Annotated in this window: 14 protein-coding genes; 7 read left to right on the top strand and 7 right to left on the bottom strand. The window is 39.9% G+C overall.

The features are described 5' to 3' along the window. The 3 genes from K5G00_RS18475 to K5G00_RS18465 are packed head-to-tail and all read right to left on the bottom strand — an operon-like array spanning nucleotide 1 to nucleotide 2,696. Nucleotides 1-747, bottom strand: coding sequence for an SDR family oxidoreductase (locus K5G00_RS18475; protein ID WP_238767669.1), 747 nt, complete (start codon nucleotides 745-747; stop codon nucleotides 1-3). A gap of 1 nt (nucleotide 748) precedes the next feature. Beyond that, on the bottom strand, nucleotides 749-2,113 hold the full coding sequence (locus tag K5G00_RS18470) for a carboxypeptidase-like regulatory domain-containing protein (RefSeq protein ID WP_238767668.1): 1,365 nt from the start codon (nucleotides 2,111-2,113) through the stop codon (nucleotides 749-751). Beyond that, a complete protein-coding gene (locus K5G00_RS18465) occupies nucleotides 2,106-2,696 on the bottom strand; it encodes an RNA polymerase sigma factor (protein ID WP_238767667.1) in 591 nt (196 codons plus the stop codon). The genes K5G00_RS18470 and K5G00_RS18465 overlap by 8 nt, the downstream gene beginning before the upstream one ends. A gap of 111 nt (nucleotides 2,697-2,807) precedes the next feature. On the opposite strand from K5G00_RS18465, the gene K5G00_RS18460 reads away from it, so the two are divergent. Beyond that, the gene (locus K5G00_RS18460) at nucleotides 2,808-4,643 is read left to right on the top strand and encodes a vWA domain-containing protein (RefSeq protein WP_238767666.1); all 1,836 of its coding nucleotides are present in this window, start codon (nucleotides 2,808-2,810) and stop codon (nucleotides 4,641-4,643) included. 76 nt (nucleotides 4,644-4,719) lie between these two features. Here K5G00_RS18460 and K5G00_RS18455 read toward each other — a convergent pair whose 3' ends face one another. The 3 genes from K5G00_RS18455 to K5G00_RS18445 form a co-directional block, all read right to left on the bottom strand. Next, a complete protein-coding gene (locus tag K5G00_RS18455) occupies nucleotides 4,720-5,145 on the bottom strand; it encodes a hypothetical protein (protein WP_158869878.1) in 426 nt (141 codons plus the stop codon). 124 nt (nucleotides 5,146-5,269) lie between these two features. Next, on the bottom strand, nucleotides 5,270-6,415 hold the full coding sequence (locus K5G00_RS18450) for an MFS transporter (protein WP_238767665.1): 1,146 nt from the start codon (nucleotides 6,413-6,415) through the stop codon (nucleotides 5,270-5,272). An 81-nt stretch (nucleotides 6,416-6,496) separates the two neighbouring features. Next, nucleotides 6,497-7,921 (bottom strand): SDR family oxidoreductase, encoded by a 1,425-nt coding sequence (locus K5G00_RS18445; RefSeq protein WP_238767664.1) that lies wholly within the window; start codon nucleotides 7,919-7,921, stop codon nucleotides 6,497-6,499. A 161-nt stretch (nucleotides 7,922-8,082) separates the two neighbouring features. On the opposite strand from K5G00_RS18445, the gene K5G00_RS18440 reads away from it, so the two are divergent. The 3 genes from K5G00_RS18440 to K5G00_RS18430 all read left to right on the top strand — a co-directional run bounded on the left by K5G00_RS18440 (nucleotide 8,083) and on the right by K5G00_RS18430 (nucleotide 12,584). Beyond that, on the top strand, nucleotides 8,083-10,215 hold the full coding sequence (locus tag K5G00_RS18440; protein ID WP_238767663.1) for a S9 family peptidase: 2,133 nt from the start codon (nucleotides 8,083-8,085) through the stop codon (nucleotides 10,213-10,215). Nucleotides 10,216-10,355: 140 nt separating this feature from the next. Next, a complete protein-coding gene (locus K5G00_RS18435) occupies nucleotides 10,356-10,904 on the top strand; it encodes a helix-turn-helix domain-containing protein (protein ID WP_238767662.1) in 549 nt (182 codons plus the stop codon). 24 nt (nucleotides 10,905-10,928) lie between these two features. Next, complete coding sequence (locus K5G00_RS18430; RefSeq protein WP_238767661.1) at nucleotides 10,929-12,584, top strand: AMP-binding protein; 1,656 nt, start codon at nucleotides 10,929-10,931, stop codon at nucleotides 12,582-12,584. A gap of 150 nt (nucleotides 12,585-12,734) precedes the next feature. Here K5G00_RS18430 and K5G00_RS18425 read toward each other — a convergent pair whose 3' ends face one another. Next, nucleotides 12,735-14,840 carry a GDSL-type esterase/lipase family protein gene (locus tag K5G00_RS18425; RefSeq protein ID WP_238767660.1) on the bottom strand — a complete coding sequence of 702 codons (2,106 nt, stop codon included), beginning with the start codon at nucleotides 14,838-14,840 and terminating at the stop codon, nucleotides 12,735-12,737. Nucleotides 14,841-15,036: 196 nt separating this feature from the next. Here K5G00_RS18425 and K5G00_RS18420 point away from each other — a divergent pair, with 196 nt between their 5' ends. From K5G00_RS18420 to K5G00_RS18410, 3 genes are read left to right on the top strand one after another with little or no spacing between them, the layout of a single operon-like run. After that, on the top strand, nucleotides 15,037-16,587 hold the full coding sequence (locus K5G00_RS18420; protein WP_238767659.1) for a LysM peptidoglycan-binding domain-containing protein: 1,551 nt from the start codon (nucleotides 15,037-15,039) through the stop codon (nucleotides 16,585-16,587). Next, a complete protein-coding gene (locus tag K5G00_RS18415) occupies nucleotides 16,584-18,056 on the top strand; it encodes an SGNH/GDSL hydrolase family protein (protein WP_238767658.1) in 1,473 nt (490 codons plus the stop codon). Before K5G00_RS18420 ends, K5G00_RS18415 begins: the two co-directional genes overlap by 4 nt. Next, on the top strand, nucleotides 18,053-19,306 hold the full coding sequence (locus K5G00_RS18410; RefSeq protein ID WP_238767657.1) for a GDSL-type esterase/lipase family protein: 1,254 nt from the start codon (nucleotides 18,053-18,055) through the stop codon (nucleotides 19,304-19,306). The genes K5G00_RS18415 and K5G00_RS18410 overlap by 4 nt, the downstream gene beginning before the upstream one ends.

Raw genomic sequence — 19,306 nt, 5'->3', positions numbered from 1 at the left:
TTAAACGTATATCATTTTTCGCGTCATTCCTCCATCGACAATAAAATTCTGTCCGGTTATAAAACTGTTTTCCGGGTTTAGTAAAAACAGAATCATATTCGAAATATCTTTCGCATTTCCCACACGGCCTGCGGGATGTTGTTTTTTGTCTTCTTCAGTTTGTTGATATACTACTGCTTCCGATTTTTTTCGAATTCCGGAAACATCAATCCAGCCCGGACTAATTGAATTGACCCTGATATCTGGTCCCAAACTCATAGCCAGTGCATGTGTTAAAGAATAAACTCCTCCTTTGCTGGCGGAGTAAGCTTCAGTGTTGGGCTCCGACTGGAAAGCACGGCTTGAACTGATGTTGATAATACTTCCTTTACTTTTTTTAAGAAAAGGCGCAGCGTATTTTGCACACAAAAAAGTTCCCGAAAGATTTACTGAAATTACGCGGTTCCACGCTTCAAAAGTAAGCTCGGTGATCGGTTTATTATCAAGAATGGCAGCATTGTTTATTAACCCCGAAATATTTCCAAATTGTTGAGATGAGGCCAAAATGGATTGCTGAACGTTTTTTTCATCTGCAACGTCGGTTTGGAAAAATGAAATATTTCCAGAGTTTACTTCCGATTGAAACTCTTCAATGGCTTCTTTATCAATTTCAAAAACGGAAACGGAATATCCATTTTTTAGCAATTCCTGCGACACAATTTTTCCAATTCCCTGCGCTCCGCCGGTTACAATAATGTTTTTATTCATTTTATTTTTCCTTCCTGAAAACGATTCTTAACGTCAGTTCCGATTCAACAGGTGTTCCATTGATGGTTTTTGCCTTCCATTTTGGACCGTTAAAAATAAGTTGCTTCGCTTTTTCAAACAGTTCGGAATCCGCGTTGTTTTTATTTTCTATTTTTTTTATTTCACCATCGGAGTCTAAGTGTATTTTTATTTTTACAATGACTTTTTTTGATGGGTAGTCGTCTGGCAATACAGCATTTTTTTTCAGATATTTTTCAAAATAGTCTTTCCCATTAACGGTGCTGGCTGGAATATTTTTTTCTGCCGATATTCGACTTACCGCGCCAACAGTATGTGTTTTTTTATTTGTATAGGCCCCGGTTACAACAATTTCATCAAGCGCCATCGGCGACGCTTCCAATCCAACGGTCACGACAGAATCGTTTGTTGGATGAAATTCAGTGCTTCCCATTCCAATAAAGCTGGCAACCAGAGCACTGTCGTTTTTATTTGTTAGTTGTAGTGTGAAAGTTCCATCCTTGCCGGAAACGGTAACGTTTGAGGTTCCTTTTTCTGCAATAACAGCACCGGTGAGCGGCAAACTGTCAGCCAAAGAAATTACTTTTCCACGAACCACTTTTCCCGCTTTTAGCGCAGAATTTGTTATTTGTGAAAATTGAACCGCATCACCATCTGACGCTTTCGAAGTTCTTCTCAAACTGCTTACTCCGCGAATAGCAACCGGAGCTTTTTTTTGTTCTGCACTTTTTTCAACTTTTGCTGCTGCCATCTTTGGTGGTTTTTCAACTTTTTTTCCTTCTGATTTTGCAACATTAACAGCTTGCTGAGGAAAGCTTTCTTCAACATTTGAATCATTAATTTCTAATGAAATTTCGGTATCTGGTTGCTCAACTGTTTTTGCCGTCCGTGGCGTTATTTTTTCTGTTTCTTTGATTTTTACAGGTTCTTCTGGTTTTGCTTTTTCTTGCTCTTGTGTTTCAAGGTTGGGTACTTTTATTTTTTCTTTTTCAGGAGTGCTTTTTTCCTGCTGAATTTCCGTGTTTTTTATCTCAGCCATTTCCGGCACCGGGGATGTGTTCCTTAACTGAAACCAGATAATTCCTACAGAGAATAATAACAAAATAGTTGCCGCTGCTGCCCAAATCGGTGTATTTCTTCTTTTCTTTTCAGCAATTCTTTTGGAAAGTTGGTCTAAATCTTTTTGGATTTCTTCAGCAGAGAATTGCTGCATGCCTTCCAACGCTTCTGCTTCAAACGGATTTTTTTGCATTTCACGCTCAAACGCATTTCTTTCTGCATCGGTCTTCTGATTGTTCAAATACCGCTGGAAATTTTCGTTGCTGATATGTTTTTTATTCTTAGGCATTCTTACTTTCCAAACAAATTTTAAGGTTGCGTTTTCCGTTCTGAATAAAACTTTTTACTTTTTTCTCCTCCAATTTTAGTGCTGTGCAAATTTCGCGATAACTTTTATTTTCATAATAAAACAAACGAATACAGCTTTTTTGTTCGTTTTTTAGCCGTTCTATACAGTCGCTCAAGGCCTGTTCATCTATTTCATCCGCTTCCCTGTCAATAGGATGCAATTCCGACTCGTTTTCCATAAAAGCAGCCATTTCGTTTTCGTCAGCTATCGAAATTATTTTTCCTGCCTTTGTTTTGCGCAGTTCCATTAAACAATGGTTTTTGGCAACTACATACAACCAACTTTTAAAATTACGGATTTCGTGTTTTTCTATTTCAATAATTAACTTTTCAAAAATCTGAATAACCGCATCCTGCGATTTTTCCCGTTCTTTAAAATACTTCAGACACACTCCGTAAACCAGGTGCATGTATCTTTTATACAACTCACCAAGAACATTCATGTCCTTGTTTGCCAGATAATCCGCCAATAGTTCTTCTTCGGATTTTTCTTTGTTTTTATGACGAAACGGGTTAAGCTGCATGTTTTTGATTTCATGCTAAAAGTATAAAAAAGAATTTTTTTGAAAATTTTTTATGGAATTTGATTTTGACCTGCATCATGATTGTGAAAATAAATTTAAAAAACGATAATCATGAAAAGAATAATTTTGGCTTTGGTAATAACAATTTTAGTTTCCGGATTTATTTCAGCGCGTGAAATTACCGGAACAGTGAGAGACGAATCAGGGAATGTTTTGCCGGGTGTGACCGTGCAGGTTCAAAATACCAACCGGGGAACCGTAACCGATATTCAGGGATTTTACAAAATTGAGGTTCAGCCTGAAGATAAATTCCTGGTGTTTTCATTTATCGGAATGGAAACCGAGAAGGTGAGAATTGGCTCAGTTAATACCATTGATATTCAGATGAAAACGTCAGATGTGTCATTAGACGAGGTTGTTGTAGTCGGAACAAACTCAAAAAGGGAAATACGAACGTGTTCGTCGGTTGTAAGTGTGAGAGGCTTAGGTATGTTGAAGAGCGCCGCAATGAGCCCAACTCCCAACTGGAACACGGAGAATTATTCCACCATTCATAAAAATGGTTTTAAAGATGTTAAGGCTAATCCGCTTTCTACATTTTCAATTGACGTTGACAACGCGTCGTATTCCAACGTGCGGCGATATATTAATCAGGGGGAGTTACCGCCGGTTGATGCGGTTCGGATTGAAGAGATGATAAACTATTTTCATTACAAATATCCGGAGCCAACAGGAGAAACTCCGTTTAGTGTAACAGCTGAATTGGGAACATGTCCGTGGAATGAAGACCACTATTTAATGCACGTGGGTTTAAAAGGAAAAAGTATTGATAAGAGTGAGTTACCTCCTTCGAACCTGGTTTTTCTGATTGATGTTTCCGGTTCGATGAATGCGTATAACAAATTGCCTTTGTTAAAACGGGCTTTTACGATGCTGGTAAATGAATTACGACCTGAAGATCGTGTGGCGATTGTTGTTTATGCGGGTGCTGCCGGAAAAGTATTAAACTCTACTCCGGGCGATGAAAAACAGGAAATTCTGGATGCGCTGGAACATTTAAATGCCGGAGGTTCAACAGCTGGAGGTGAAGGATTAAAGCTGGCTTATAAAATTGCTCAGAATCATTTTATCGAAGGTGGGAACAACCGCATTATTTTGGCCACCGACGGCGATTTTAATGTGGGGGTTTCCAGTACTTCGGAAATGGAAAGACTGGTGGAAAAAGAACGCGAAAGTGGCATTTTTATGTCGGTAGTGGGTTTTGGAACCGGCAATATTAAAGATGATAAAATGGAAGTTATCGCAGACAAAGGCAATGGTAATTATTCGTATATCGATAATATTCAGGAAGCACGGAAAGTATTTATTTCGGAGTTTGGCGGAACTCTTTTTACCGTTGCCAAAGATGTAAAATTTCAATTGGAATTTAATCCGAAACAGGTAAAATCCTATCGTTTGGTTGGGTATGAAAATCGTTTGTTGAACGATGAAGATTTTAACGACGACACCAAAGATGCCGGTGAAATGGGAGCAGGACACACGGTTACAGCGCTGTATGAAATTATTCCCACAGGTTCTGATGGCGAAACACCGTCGGTTGATCCTTTAAAATATCAAGAATCAAAACCTGTTTCAGGGAAATACAATAATGAATTACTGACTGTAAAATTACGCTACAAAGAACCGGACGGCGGTAAAAGCAAATTGTTGGAACAAGCCATTTCAAACAAAATTGAGAAAAATACATCCGATGATTTTCGTTTTTCTGCTGCTGTGACTTCGTTTGGAATGTTGTTGCGAAATTCTGAATTCAAAGGAAATACAACCATCGATTCGATTGTGAAATTGGCAAAAAATGCAAAAGGCGAAGATGAAAACGGATATCGTTCAGAATTTATTCAGCTGGTAAAAACGGTGGACGATTTGCATCTTGTGGCCGAAAAATAATATTTGATTTCTAATTGTTTCTAACTTGTTTTCAAAAGCATCGTCTGCAGAGGCGGTGCTTTATCAGGTTAAGCAATCATTCGATTTGAAACTCATTTGAATAAAACGAATGGTACCCTTCTCCGTGTTTGATTATAAAGCTGTACTCAATTCTATAAATTCCTTTTTCAAAATTTAAATTCAACGTATCCAGGTATATTTCCTTTGCGTCGAGGCCATTACAACACCACGAGGAATATCCGTTGCAAATTGGCCCCCAAAATCCGGTCCACTCATTATTACTATATTTTAATACCGAGGGTGGAATACCGTCATAAGAACTACATTTATAGTAACTGATTTCGTCTGCGTAATTATTAGAAACTTTAATCAGGACGTTCTCTTTTGTACTGTATTTTTCTTTATCCGTTTCTATAACAACATCTTTGTAAAAGTCATCTTCTTTGTTGCAACTGAAACTGAAAATAAATAAGCTTAACAGCAGGTAATAGCGCGGTTTCATAACTGTTTGATTTTGAAAAAGATGTTTGGCTGGTAGTTTTGGTTGCGTTAGATTCAAAAAAGATAAATGATATTGAGTTTTGTTTGTTAATGGCTTTGAATTGCCTTCGTAAGAAATGAAGTTTTTACAATTTTAGCATGGTAAATGAAATTATTAACATTACTACAGCTACAATTGCACCTCCAATAAAAGCTGTTCCGGTTCCTCCCAGAGCATAAAAAAAACCGATTATAATTGGTCCGGTGGTTTGCCCAAGCCGCAAAACCATACTGTTTATCGACATAAAACCTGCACGCTCTGTAATCGGGGCAAAACCTACCAGTAAAGTTTGAACTCCGGGAATAATCATACCGTGAGCCATTCCGAAGGTAACAATTGGGAAAAGTAATTTCCACCATTCATCGGCAAAGGAAAGTAAAAGCATTGAAACAAGATACAAAGTAAAGCCAATTTGTAACTGTGTTTTAGGTTTTAGAATTTTGTTTATTCTTTTTAGTTGGGAAGAAGTAATGGCAGTAACAACAGAAAAACCCGACATAAACAGCCCGATTTGAAGTGAACTTGATTTCATCCTCTCAGTCATGAGTTGCGGAAAGTAGGAAAGATAAGCTCCGTATAAAATTACAAACAAAAGAACGTTCAGAATAAAAAGTCCCCATACTGTTTTTTGATTGACATTTTTCCAGGTTCTTTTCAAATAATCAGCAAGGTTTTGTTTTTTATCGGGTTCAGGATTTTTTAACCAGAATATTACCATGAAAGCAGTCGGAACTCCAAGCAAAGCCAAAAGAAACGGAAACTGCCACCCGGCCATTGCAAGGGCGCCGCCAACTGCCGGGTAAGTTGCTGTGCCAATGCTTAAAACACTGGCGTTGTATCCCATTATTTCACCCCTTTTCGGACCGCTAAAAAGGTCTCCGATTAAAGTCACATTCAACATGCCGAGAGACGCTGCTCCAATTCCCTGGAAAAAACGCAGAACCAGCAGAACATGCCAGTTTTTGGTGAAAAAACATGCCAATCCGGCCAGCCCGAAAAGAAATAGAGAGGGTATCAGGATCGTTTTTCGGCCAAAATTATCTGCAAGAACTCCAATTACCGGTGCCAAAAATATGCCTGGAAATGTAAAAACCGTAATCAGCAGCGTAACTTGCGTGGGAGTAATTCCAAAATGTTTAATGATGGAGGGAAAAGCCGGCGTGATACTTGCAACACCCATCACTGCGATAAGTGTTGACAGAAAAATTACAGTAAGATTTTTTCGTTGCATAAATTTGTTTTAGACGGGCTAATGTAACTTATTCAATCGGAAACAGTCAATTTCTCAGTGTGTTTTTTTAAGATTTAAAAATTAGTTTTCAGCAATATTTTTTATCATCCCGTTAAAAATAAAAAAGTGAAATGGGGAAGTCGCAATCCAGTACAGTCGTCCCAAAATTCCGCGTGGACGGAACGTTGCTGTTTGATGCAGCATCTTATGTTCATCAATCTTAAATTCCAGCCACGCTTCCCCCGGAAGTTTCATTTCTGCAAAAAGTAAAAGCCTCTGTTTTTCACGGCTGGCGTACAAAACTCGCCAGAAATCGAGTGCATCGCCCGGATTTATTTCTCTGGGTGAAGTTCGCCCCCTTTTTAATCCAACACCTCCAACAATCTGGTCAAAAAAGCCTCGGATTTTCCAGAGCCAGTTGGCATAATAGTAACCTTTTTCTCCTCCTATGGTCCAAATATTCTGGATGACCCTATCGATGTTCTCTACTTTATATTTTTTGATGTTTTTGTAACATCCGAATTGCGGAACTTCAATAAAATCGGATAAAGAGAGTCCCAGACTGCTGCTGATTATTGAATCTTTCCAGCTGCTTAGAACCAGATGTTGTTTTATTCTTTGAAATGCATTTTTTAGTGCCTGCTGATAAGTAATTGGTTTTACCTGAAGAATTTGTTCCAAATCGTTATTCCTGCAAATTACTTCGGTTTTCATACTTTCTACCAAACTTATAGCCAGTTTATATGAAACCGACGTTATAAAAAACAACCAGTACGATGAAACTTTCGGGCTAATCAAAGAAGTGGTATAAAAGGGTCTTTTTAATTTTCGTTCTTTGGCATATTGAATCATCATTTCTTTATACGTAAGTATCTCCGGCCCCCCGATATCAAAGGTTTGGTTCAGACATTTTTCCTGAAACAGTACACCCTGTAAATACGAAATTACATCCCGTATGGCAATCGGTTGTGTTTGGGTAAGAAGCCATTTGGGAGCAATAATTACCGGTAGTTTTTCTACAATATCACGGATTATTTCAAAGGATGCGCTTCCTGAGCCAACAACTATCCCGGCACGTAAAACCGTTAGTGAATAAACGTTACTTTTTAAAATATCTTCTACCTTTCTGCGCGATGCCAGGTGACGCGAGAGTTTCGTTGTATTGGTAATCCCACTCAAATAAATAAGCTGTTTTACCCGTGTGTTTTCCATGTACTTTTTAAAATTTTCAGCTGCTTTTGATTCCAGTAAATCAAATTTCTCTGACGAAGTAGTCATGGAATGAATAAGGTAATATGCAGCATCAATATCTTTAGGAATGAGGTCAAGATCAGGTTTATTCAAAAAATCAACTTCAACCACCTCCAGTTTTTCAAGAAGATTTTTGTGAAAATTTAGCCTCCGTTTTTCACGTACGCAACAAATTACATGATGTCCTTTTTCAATGAGTACCGGGAGTAAACGTTTTCCTACATAACCTGTTACGCCTGTTAAAAGTATTCTCATAATTTGTTGATTCAGAAAGAGAACAAATAATCGAGCTTTAAAGTTTACATGTTCTGTTGAACCGATTTATATATGTGGGAATTTCCGGTTTTCTTGACGAAAATTCTTTTTAGCTGCTAATTCTTTCTTTATTTTCGCAACCCAATATACAAAATTGAATCATGCGAAAAATCTTTCTTCTTTTTTTGTTTTTGGCGCAGCTTGTTGTTGCCCAGCAAAAACAAATGACGCTTGGGGATGCCATCCTTGGCCGCTACAATGGTCTTAGTCCTGAATCATTTGAGAATCTGAGCTGGAGGAGTGAAATTGAGTTTACTTATCTTGAGAGTGATACCTTATGGCTTGAATCTGCAAAGAAAGGGGAAAAGATACCCTTTATTGTTCTTGAGGAGTTAAACGCGATTGTGCATGACTCAACGGGAATTCGTTTTAAAAATTTTCCGCAATATTCATGGGTGAACGATTCCGAAATGTTGATTCAGAACAGAAATAAGTTTTTGCTGATTGACAGCGGAAATAAAAAGTTGGTTTATAAATATGAATTGCCCCTAAGTGCTGAAAATGCTGAATTTAATATAGCTGGAAAATTTGTTGTTTATACGGTTAAAGATGATTTGTTTATCTCTTTTGCTGACGGCGGGAAGGTGCAAGTTACTTTTGACGGCGGACAAGGAATTGTAAATGGCAAATCGGTCCACCGAAGTGAATTTGGAATTTCCGGTGGAATTTTTAATTCGCCGCAAGGGAATTTTGTAGCTTTCTACCGGAAGGACGAAAGCAGGGTTCACGATTATCCGCTGGTCGATTTTATGGAGAGGCAGGCAGAATACACTCCCGTAAAATATCCGATGGCCGGATTAACCAGCGAGCAGGTAAAACTGGGGATTTATAAAATTTCCAGTGGCAAAACTGTTTTTATGAAAACCGGAGAACCGCTTGATCATTATCTGACCAATATTGCCTGGTCGCCGGATGAAAAGAACATTTATATTGCAGAACTGAACCGCGGGCAAAACCACATGCAACTGAATTGTTACGATGTTTCGTCCGGAGAAAAAGTAAAAACTTTATTTGAGGAGACCGATGAACGATATGTTGAGCCGCTGTATCCGATTCAATTCTCCCAAACAAATAAAAATGAGTTTTATTATTTGAGCCGGAAAGACGGTTGGTTTCACATATACAAATACAACACACAAGGACAATTGCTAAAACAAATTACAAAAGGAGAGTGGGAAGTAACCAATGTTTTAGGTTTCGACAGTAAAGAAAAATTTGTTTTTGTGGAGGCAACAAAAGAAAGTCCGCTGGAAAATCATATTTACCGGGTGAATATTAAAACCGGGGAAATGGAAAAGCTTTCAAACAGACAAGGCGTTCACAGCGGCGTAGTCAGCCCCGGTGGCAAATTTATAATTGATAACTGGAGTGCGCCGAAGATCCCCCACAATACAGACCTTATTTCTGCGGACGGCAGCAAAAGAAAAAATCTGTTAAGTTCCAAAGACCCGCTGGAAGACTTTCAATTGGGAGAGAATAAACTGGTTTCTATCCTGTCTGCCGACGGAAAAACAGAATTGGCGGGCCGTTTAATTTTGCCGGTGGACTTTGATCCATCAAAAAAATATCCGGTGATTGTTTATGTGTATGGCGGGCCGCATTCTCAACTGGTCAATAAAAGCTGGAACAACCAGGCGCGCTGGTGGCAGTATTACATGGCCTCGCAGGGATATATTGCATTTACGATGGACAACAGGGGAACGCTCAACCGCGGCCGCGATTTTGAAACGGTTGTTCATCGCCAATTGGGAATTCTGGAAACAGAGGATCAGATGAAAGGGATTGAATATTTGAAATCATTACCTTATGTCGATTCAGACAGGATTGGTGTACACGGATGGAGTTACGGTGGATTTATGACACTAAACCTGATGCTGCGCCATCCCGAAGTTTTTAAAGTTGGTGTGGCCGGAGGCCCTGTTGTTGACTGGAGCATGTATGAAGTAATGTATGGTGAGCGCTACATGGATACCCCACAGGAAAATCCCGAAGGATTTAAGGAAACCAATATGTTAAACCATGTTCCCGGTCTTCAGGGGAAACTGATGCTGGTTCACGGTGTGCAGGACGAAACCGTGGTTATGCAGCACAGCATGAAGTTTCTCCGGGAATGCGTAAAACAGGAAAAGCAACTCGATTTTTTTGTTTATCCCACACATCCGCACAACGTTCGTGGAAAAGACAGGGTGCATTTGATGCAAAAAGTAAGCGACTATTTTATTGATAACTTGTAGCCTCCTTTTTTAATAAGCAGCGAAAAGAACGAAAAATCGAACAATAAAACCGATATAAAATATGCGACAAGGGAAGCTGGACAATTTCTATGTAAAGGCTATACCTTTGTTCTTAATTACTAACCTAAAGTGAAAAAAATATGAACGGACAAATTCGCGAAATAGCATTGAGATTAAGGGGTTTACGCGATCTGATGGATATACCGGTGGAAGAAATGGCAACAGCCTGCAATATCAGCACAAATGAGTATCTGGAATACGAAAGTGGTGATAATGACATTCCTATTGGCGCCCTTCAAAATATTTCAAAAAAATATAATGTTGAGTTAACTGCATTGCTTTTTGGTAGTGAGCCAACGATGAAATCTTTTTTCCTTACACGAAAAGGGCAGGGCACAGCAATGGAGCGAATAAGTGCTTATAAATATCAGTCGCTGGCGGCTGGTTTTGTGGGCCGAAAAGCCGATCCGTTTATTGTAACCGTTGAACCGAATGAAAATAGACTGCATTTGAATAGTCACAACGGACAGGAATTTAATTATGTTTTGGAAGGAAGGATGCTGTTGAGCGTTGGCGGGCACGAGCTCACTTTAAACGAAGGAGACAGCCTCTATTTTGATGCCTCTCTTCCGCATGGAATGAAAGCATTACAAAATGAAACCGTTAAATTTCTTTCCCTGATATTTTAATAAAACCAAAGAAATTACAGCTACATGATTGAGAAGTATTTAAAACAAATGGCTTTTAAAGATTTTGAAGATTTTAAAGCCAACTATGAGCTGGTTATCCCCGAAGATTTCAATTTTGCCTGCGACGTTGTTGACGGCTGGGCAGCTGCAAACCCACATAAACGTGCCTTGCTCTGGACAAACGACCAGGGGCAGTGCAAAACCTACACTTTTGGCGAGTTAAAAGAAATTACCGACCGCACTGCGGGCTATTTTTCTTCGCTCGGAATTAAAAAAGGCGACATGGTGATGGCTATTTTGAAACGCCGTGCCGAGTTTTGGTTTACCATTATTGCATTGCATAAAATTGGGGCGGTTATTATTCCGGCAACTCATTTGCTTACGTCAAAAGACATTGTTTACCGAAATAATGCAGCTACCATAAAAGCCATTGTTTGCGACGGAACAGAATTGATTTTAAGTCATGTGGATGGCGCGATGGCAAAATCTCCTTCAATTGAACGGCGAATTTCAATTGGACCAATCGTTCCTGAAGGATGGGAAGATTTTCATAAAGGAATTGAAGGTGCCACACCTTTTGAACGTCCGGCGGAGCCAACAAAAAACGACGACCCGATTATCGTAAGTTTTACTTCGGGAACAACCGGCGACCCCAAAATGGTAGTGCTCGACAGTGTGTATCCGCTGGCGCATATTATTACCGCAAAATACTGGCAAAATTTGCATGAAAACAGTTTGCATTTAACCATTGCCGATACCGGTTGGTTAAAAGCTGTTTGGGGAAAATTATACGGACAGTGGCTCGTTGGATCTTCTGTGTTTGTTTACGACCACGAGAAATTTACTCCTGCCGATATTCTTACCGTTTTGTCGAAACACAAAGTAACATCGCTTTGTGCGCCGCCAACGATTTTTCGTTTTCTGATTCGTGAAGATTTAAGCCACTACGATTTGTCGGCACTGGAATGGTGTACCATTGCCGGTGAAGCGCTGAACCCGGAAGTGTACAATAAATTTTACCAGTTAACAGGTATTAAATTGCGCGAAGGTTACGGGCAAAGTGAAACCACACTTTCGGTATTTACTTCGCCGTGGGTGGAACCCAAACCCGGTTCCATGGGATTGCCAAATCCGCATTACGATGTTGATTTACTCACTCCGGACGGGCGCTCAGCCGAAGCCGGAGAGCAGGGACAAATTGTTATTCATTACGATAAAAAATATCCCACCGGGCTTTTTAAAGGCTACTACCGGAATCAGCAATTGACCGATGAAGCCATGTCAGACGGGATTTATTACACCGGCGATTTAGCCTGGAAAGATGAAGACGGTTATTTTTGGTTTGTGGGCAGAGCTGACGATGTGATTAAAAGTTCGGGCTACCGCATAGGGCCGTTTGAAGTGGAAAGCGCATTAATGACACATCCCGCAGTGGTGGAATGTGCCATTACCGGTGTGCCCGATGATATTCGAGGGCAGGTGGTAAAAGCTACTGTTGTTTTGGGCTATGATTACAAAAAAAAGGCAGGCGATGATTTGGTAAAAGAATTGCAAAGCCATGTAAAAAAAGTAACAGCCCCCTACAAATACCCAAGGGTTATTGAATTTGTTGATGAATTGCCTAAAACCATCAGCGGAAAAATTCGTCGGGTGGAAATTCGAGAACGAGACCATCAATAGAAGACGGTATTAAAGACGAACCATTTTAAAGTGTCATTTCAGACAGGAAAAAAAATCCGGTATTATCGATTTCTATCCGTTTAAGATGACACTTTTTTAATCAGTTAAATCAGGCTTAACGACCTGAGTCCGGCTCCTTATTGTACAAGATTAGAATTCTATCCCCCGGATAAACGGCTGCAAAGCATTGCCCCAAATTTTGTATCCGGCATCGTTTGGATGACAGAAATCTATAGTAAATTCCTTGGTCAGTACCCCATCAGTAGGAAGCATTTCAGAACTGATATCCAACAGCGTTATATCATTTTCTTTAGCGTATGCTTCCAGTACTTTATTTATTTTGTTGATCAATATCCGGCGCGGATTGTCCGGCATTTCTTCCCGCGGCATTATTTTCATCAACACGATTTTTGCCCGTGGAACTTTCGAACGCACACGCAGGCATACTGCTTTAATTCCTTCTACAATTTCCTCAGGGGTATTCATGCGGGCATTTTCTGTTTCACTGGTGTTGTTGGTACCAATGTGTATGACTACCAATTTTGGGTCGAGGGCATCAAGTTCACCATGATCAAGACGCCACAATACGTTTTGTGTTCGATCCCAGCCATATCCTAAATTAAGCACGCGGTGATTCCCAAAAGTTTCCTGCCATGCATCTGGTCCATTGGCTTTGCGCGGACTTCCATCAGTATTTTTAAGCGGCGGATTCTGGCCTCCCCAGAAATGAGTAATCGAATTTCCAATTAATACGATATCCGGATTTAATGTATCTTTCACCCTTAACACATCATCGTGACGAACCCACCAGTCATAACAGTCCTCTTCCAATTTGGTCGTTGGTATAATGGCTGTATTGGCCGGTTTTTTATCATCACGCGATTTGTCTTCCATTAATTCCAAAAGCAGCGGTTCCATTGCTTGTGCCCAGGCTTCAGCTCCTGCCGGTGTCGGATGCAGCCAGTCGCCCAGCATGTCATGATTGATCGAACCATCCATATTCAGGAATACATGGTTTACATCGCAATAAAAAATGTGTTTGTTGTCGGCCCAGCGGGAAACAATATCCGAAGCACGTTCCAGTATCCGGCGGTGCGAAGTAGGATTTGGCCCGCCGTAAGCTCCGGGGAAACAACGCAGCAGAATAATTTTAGACTCCGGGCATTTTTCTCTGAATATTTCCACGATTTTTTTCATTCCGCCTGCCAGTTGTCCGGCTGTGTGACGTGTCGGGTAATTTTTTTCATCGATATTGTTGGTGCCGATTTCAAGAATAATCACTTTCGGTGACTGCCCTTCCATCTCTCCGTTTTGAATATTCCATATAATATTTTCGGTACGATATCCTGAAAATCCCAAATTCACTGCATTTCTTGAAGCAAAATATTTTTTCCACACCGCCTGAAATCCCGGTTTTTCAAAATTATTGGTAATGGAGTTCCCTACAAACAGCAAATCGTATTTGTGATTTTGCACCAACTTTATTTTCTCCGCATGACGTTTAGACGAATATCCTTCCACCGGAACCGCTGCAGGATTTCCTTCTTCTTTGGGAAAGACCACTTCTCCGTTCCAGAAGGGCGCCAGAACAGTTTCTACTGAACTTATATTTTTTGCGTCGGCAACCGTTTTGTTAAAGGCAATCCCGTCGTAGCCTATCCAGGTTTTTGTAAATTCAATCGCAGCGTTGAGTGCTGTTGGTGTAAGTGTTATGGAGTCAGTAATACACAAAAGTTTTGTTTTTGTGCTTAAAGGCGGATTAATTACCGGGAAAACGGTTCCTTGTATGGTTTCTTCAAAACCGCCGGGGGTTATCAGAATTAAATCGTTGGGGCGTTCATTTTCGTCCAGTTCGTACACTGTGAGCGCCGCCAGCTTGCTTCCATCTGAAATTCCGACGATGGAAGTATGCCCGGTTTCCAGCTGTAGTTTTTCATCCGACAGAATCAAACGAAAAGCTTCCACTGCATCGGCTAAATTAATATTATTTCCTTTGATGGTTGCCACTGAAAATCCCTGCTGTTTTATAACTCCGGTGAGCGAATCGTTTTTTGATTCACTTCCCGGGAAAAACAGAACAGTCCCGTTTGAAGATGCGGTATAGTTTACTTGTAAATAAGGTGCCGTTGTTTCATTTACCTCTCCGGAGGAAAGAATGGTTCCGTCAAGAGCAACAGTTTGTATTTTTTGTTGCTGGCAAGCTAAGATGTTTAAGACAAGAACAGCAAAACAGAGGAATTTTGTCAATCGTTTCATGATCAATGCGGTAATTTTTTTTTTGATGGCTAAAAGTAGATAAAATTCCCGCATGAACGAAATCTGATATCCTTATTCATCAGGTGACTTCAAGCCTCCAGATAAAGTGTTGGCGGAAAATGCCTGACATGAATTTTTCCTTTTCGGTTTTCATTCCCACAGGAAATGATATTTTTGCAGCTTTAATTTATTTGAATTGAATCTGAATATAAAAAATATCGTTTTGATTTTGCTGGCGGTATCTTTAGTCTGCACATCCAGGATAAATGCTCAATCTGATACCATCCCCGGAAATTATTTCTCAGTATTCACAGAAAATATAAACCAGATTTCTGGTTTGATTTTTTTTTCTCAAAAGGAACTTTATCCTGGAAAGTTTACATTTGAAAATACAACTGATTTTTCCGAAGTATATAAATCGTTACATTTTCCTGTCTTTCCTGAAGCTATTGATAAGTCAGAAGAATATTTCAGCTTTCTAAATTCGCTGGCAGAAGATCAGAAAAAGAATCTGGTTCAACTGTTTTCGTTTTATGAAAAAGATTTTGAAACGGAATTTAAAAAAGCGGGTTTGCCTGTTGAATTAAAATATCTGGCTCCTGCAATTTCTGTTTTAAATGTACATTCAACCGGAGAAGGCAAAAGAGCCGGTATTTGGCATCTTTCTCATTTTCAGGCTTTGTTGAATGGCGGCGAAGTAACTCGTTTGGTGGATGAACGACTGGATGTTATACGTTCAACAAGATTAGCAGCCCGGGACCTGAAACAAAATCTGGAAATTTACAATAACACAGAGTTGGCTGTTCTCGCTTTTATTTCAGGGAACACAGCGGTAAAAAATGCGATCCATTTTGCAGGTGAAAGCTCGGGCACCGCTGCCGTTTTAAGTCATCTTTCGGGAAAAGTTGCTGAGCAAATAGCAGCGTTTCAGGCAATGGCCGCGTTTTTGAATACCAGTCGTTTTTTTCCTGAACCGGTATTTTATCAAAAAAAGAACGCTCCTGACACCGTTAAGATATACCGGCAGTTGCATTTTAAACAAATTGAAAAAGTAATTGGGGTTTCGGCTGAGCAAATCAGTGATTTAAATCCGCAGTACAAATATTCCATTGTCCCGGAGAATTCAAGGGGGCGGAGGGTTGCTCTTCCCAAAGGCAAACGAGATGATTTTGTGTTATGGAACGATTCGATAAACAACGCCACTGATTCGAGTTATTTTCAATTGATAACACAAAAAATTGAATATCCGTCGGCACCCAACCGACAGTATTTGGGGGAACCCGTAAAAGACCTGGAAATTGAAGGGAAGACAAAAATAAAATATCGTTTAAAAACCGGTGATGTACTTGGTATTATTGCCGAAACTTACGACGTTCGTATTGCCGATTTAAAATACTGGAACAATATTGTGAATGAAAGGCGAATCCAGGCAGGGCAAATGATTGATATTTTTGTACCTGATGATCAGGTTGATTATTACCGGAGTCTTGAAAATCAAACGGCAGAGAAATCGATTGAGAAGGAAGATGTTATTGATAGAATTCAGAGTACCACTGCTTTAAAAGTTTATGAACAGTTTGATACAAACCCAAAAATAGAACACGTGGTAAAAAATGGTGAATCTCCGTTTGTTATTGCAAAGCAGTATGATGGTGTAACACCAGAACTGATATTGGAGTGGAATAACATTGATAATCCGAGAAAAATACAAATTGGTCAGAAACTAATAATATATCCCCGAAAATGAAACCAGTTAAAATATTGCTTTTTACGTTTGGCGTTTTTCTGCTTTTGGCGGGTACCATGTGGATTACCCCCGGAGGGGGAGTAAAATTAGGTGTCTTTACATTTCACATGCCTACTTTTAAAGAAATGCTGGCCGATAATGAGGTAGAATATGCCGATGTTTCTGAAATTCTGGAACAGCAGTTTGATATTGATTCTCTGGTGGACATCGATTTGGATATGGACACTGTTTTCTCTGATTCAGTTGCTGAATTTATTCCAAGTGCCAGTTATGATTCCCTCGTTGCCTCGATTTATAAAATTGAATTGGCAGATACAGGGAAAATCAATTTGTATCGGTTTTTTAAAACCCTTCACGACAGTACATTGGTTCGGATAATGCACTATGGCGACAGCCAAATTGAGGGGGACCGGATTACCAGTTTTATCCGGAATAAGTTTCAGGTGAAATTTGGCGGAAGTGGTCCCGGGTTACGCCCGGCTTTACAACCTTACGATTATATTTTTAGCGCCGTTCAGGAAAATTCCGATAATTGGAAACGTTATCCCATTTACGGGAAAGTCGATTCCACCGTTGAGCATGATCGTTACGGTGTAATGGGGGCTTTTTCAAGATTTGCGCCGCCGGCAAGCGACACTCTTCCTTTCCGGGATTCAATTTTGTACGATGCAGAGTTGAATATTTCCAAATCAGATATTTCGTACAAACTTACAAGAGAATATAGACATTTCAGAATGTTCTACGGAAATGCCAAACGCCCTGTTGAAATGCAGCTCATAGTAAAAGCAGACACCTTGCTGACCGATACTTTGCCTGCAGCGTTGGAGTATGGTGTGATTGAATGTCAGCTTCCTGATTCGGTAAGTCATATTTCTGTTCGTTTCTCGGGCTACGACAGTCCCGATATTTACGGTATAGAGTTGGCGGAACAGCGGGGTGTGATTATGGATAATATTGCGCTTCGCGGAAGTTCGGGAACTATTTTTACAAAATCAGATTACCTCCACAGCCTGAAAATGTACAGTGATTTAAAACCCGGGCTTTTTCTTCTTCAATTTGGCGGTAATGTTGTGCCCTATATAAAAAATGAAAAGGCCATAAAAAATTACGGGCGCTGGTTTAAAAGTCAAATATTAAGATTGCAGAATTTGTGCCCGGATGCTGCCATTATTATAATCGGACCAAGTGACATGTCAACCAAGGAAAAAGACAAGTATGTTACCTACGAATATTTGCCTGTTGTAGTGGAAACTTTAAAAGAAGTTGCGCTGTCGACCGGCTGCGGATTTTGGGATATGTATGAGGCAATGGGAGGATACAACAGTATGCCTTCATGGGTTAACGCCGATCCTGAGTTGGCACGTCCTGACTATGTGCATTTTTCGGCTCGCGGAGCACGTCTGGTGGCGAATATGTTTTATAATGCATTGATTTTTGAGTACAACAATTTTTTAATGGAAATAAATTGAAGAGATTCATTGTTATATTGATTGGGTTGCTGTTTTCTGTGCACGTACTAGCACAGGACGAAAGTTATTTATACCAGGTAAATCCGTATAATTTTATCCGGTACGACCGGAATGAACTGCATCATTTTGGAAACGATAAGTATGCGCAGAAACTTTTTGCAAAGCTTGAAAATATGCTTTCAACGGGAGAGGGAAGAATAAATGTGGTTCATATTGGCGGATCACATATTCAGGCCGGAACTTTTTCCGGAAGACTCAGGAGCCGTTTTCAGCAATTAAATGGCGATATGAACGCGGGGTGGGGGTTTATGTTCCCCTATCGGATAGCTAGAACAAATTCGCCGTACGGCTACTATATTCGTTATTCCGGAGGCTGGCAAAGTTGCCGGAATATAGAGAGAAGAAAAAATGATCAGTTACTGGGAGTGGGAGGAATTTCAGCAACAACAAGGGCACCTTTTACCGACCTTACAATTTTGCTGGAAGATGAAAATGAGTTGGATTACAGCTTTCATAAACTTAAGGTTTTTTGCAATTACGAAACATCAAAGTATTCAGTGTCGGTTGACAGCAGTTTGGTAAAAAGACAAGTAAACGGAGATGGTTTTATTGAGTTTGAATTAAATGCACATGTTGACAGTTTACGGCTGTTGATTCAGCGTGAAGCCAATTCATCTGAAGGATTTACGCTGTATGGAATAAGTACGGAAAAGGCGCCGAACGGTTTTGTATATAACAGCATTGGTGTAAATGGAGCACATGTTCCGGCATTTTTACGTTGCCAGCTTTTTGAAGAACAAATGAAACAGTTGCAACCCGACCTGGTTATTCTCGGGCTTGGAATTAATGATGCGTACGGAAGGCGTTTTTCACAAAAGAGGTTTGAAGACAACTATTCTGAATTGATAGGAAAAATCAGAAAGGCAGCACCGCATACAACCATCATTTTAACCACAAATAACGACAGTTATCTTTATCGCAGGTATGTGAATAAAAACGGAGAGAAAGTGGAAGAGAGCATGTTTAAACTGGCAGAGAAACATGATACGGGTGTTTGGGATATGTTTGAAGTAATGGGAGGACTAAATTCAGTGGTTTTATGGGAAAGAAATTATTTGGCCCAGCACGATAAAATCCATTTTACACGGGAAGGTTATCTTATGCTCGGTGATCTCTTTTTTGCAGCGTTTATGCAGAATTTTGAAAACTATGTTCAAACCAAAAATGAAGTTTCACAACTAACAAAATAA

Origin of the sequence: Maribellus maritimus, assembly GCF_022267315.1 — a bacterium.
Classification (GTDB): Bacteria; Bacteroidota; Bacteroidia; order Bacteroidales; family Prolixibacteraceae; genus Draconibacterium; species Draconibacterium maritimum.
Note: the sequence above shows the minus strand (reverse complement) of the source record. Positions and strands in the feature narration are given on the sequence as shown.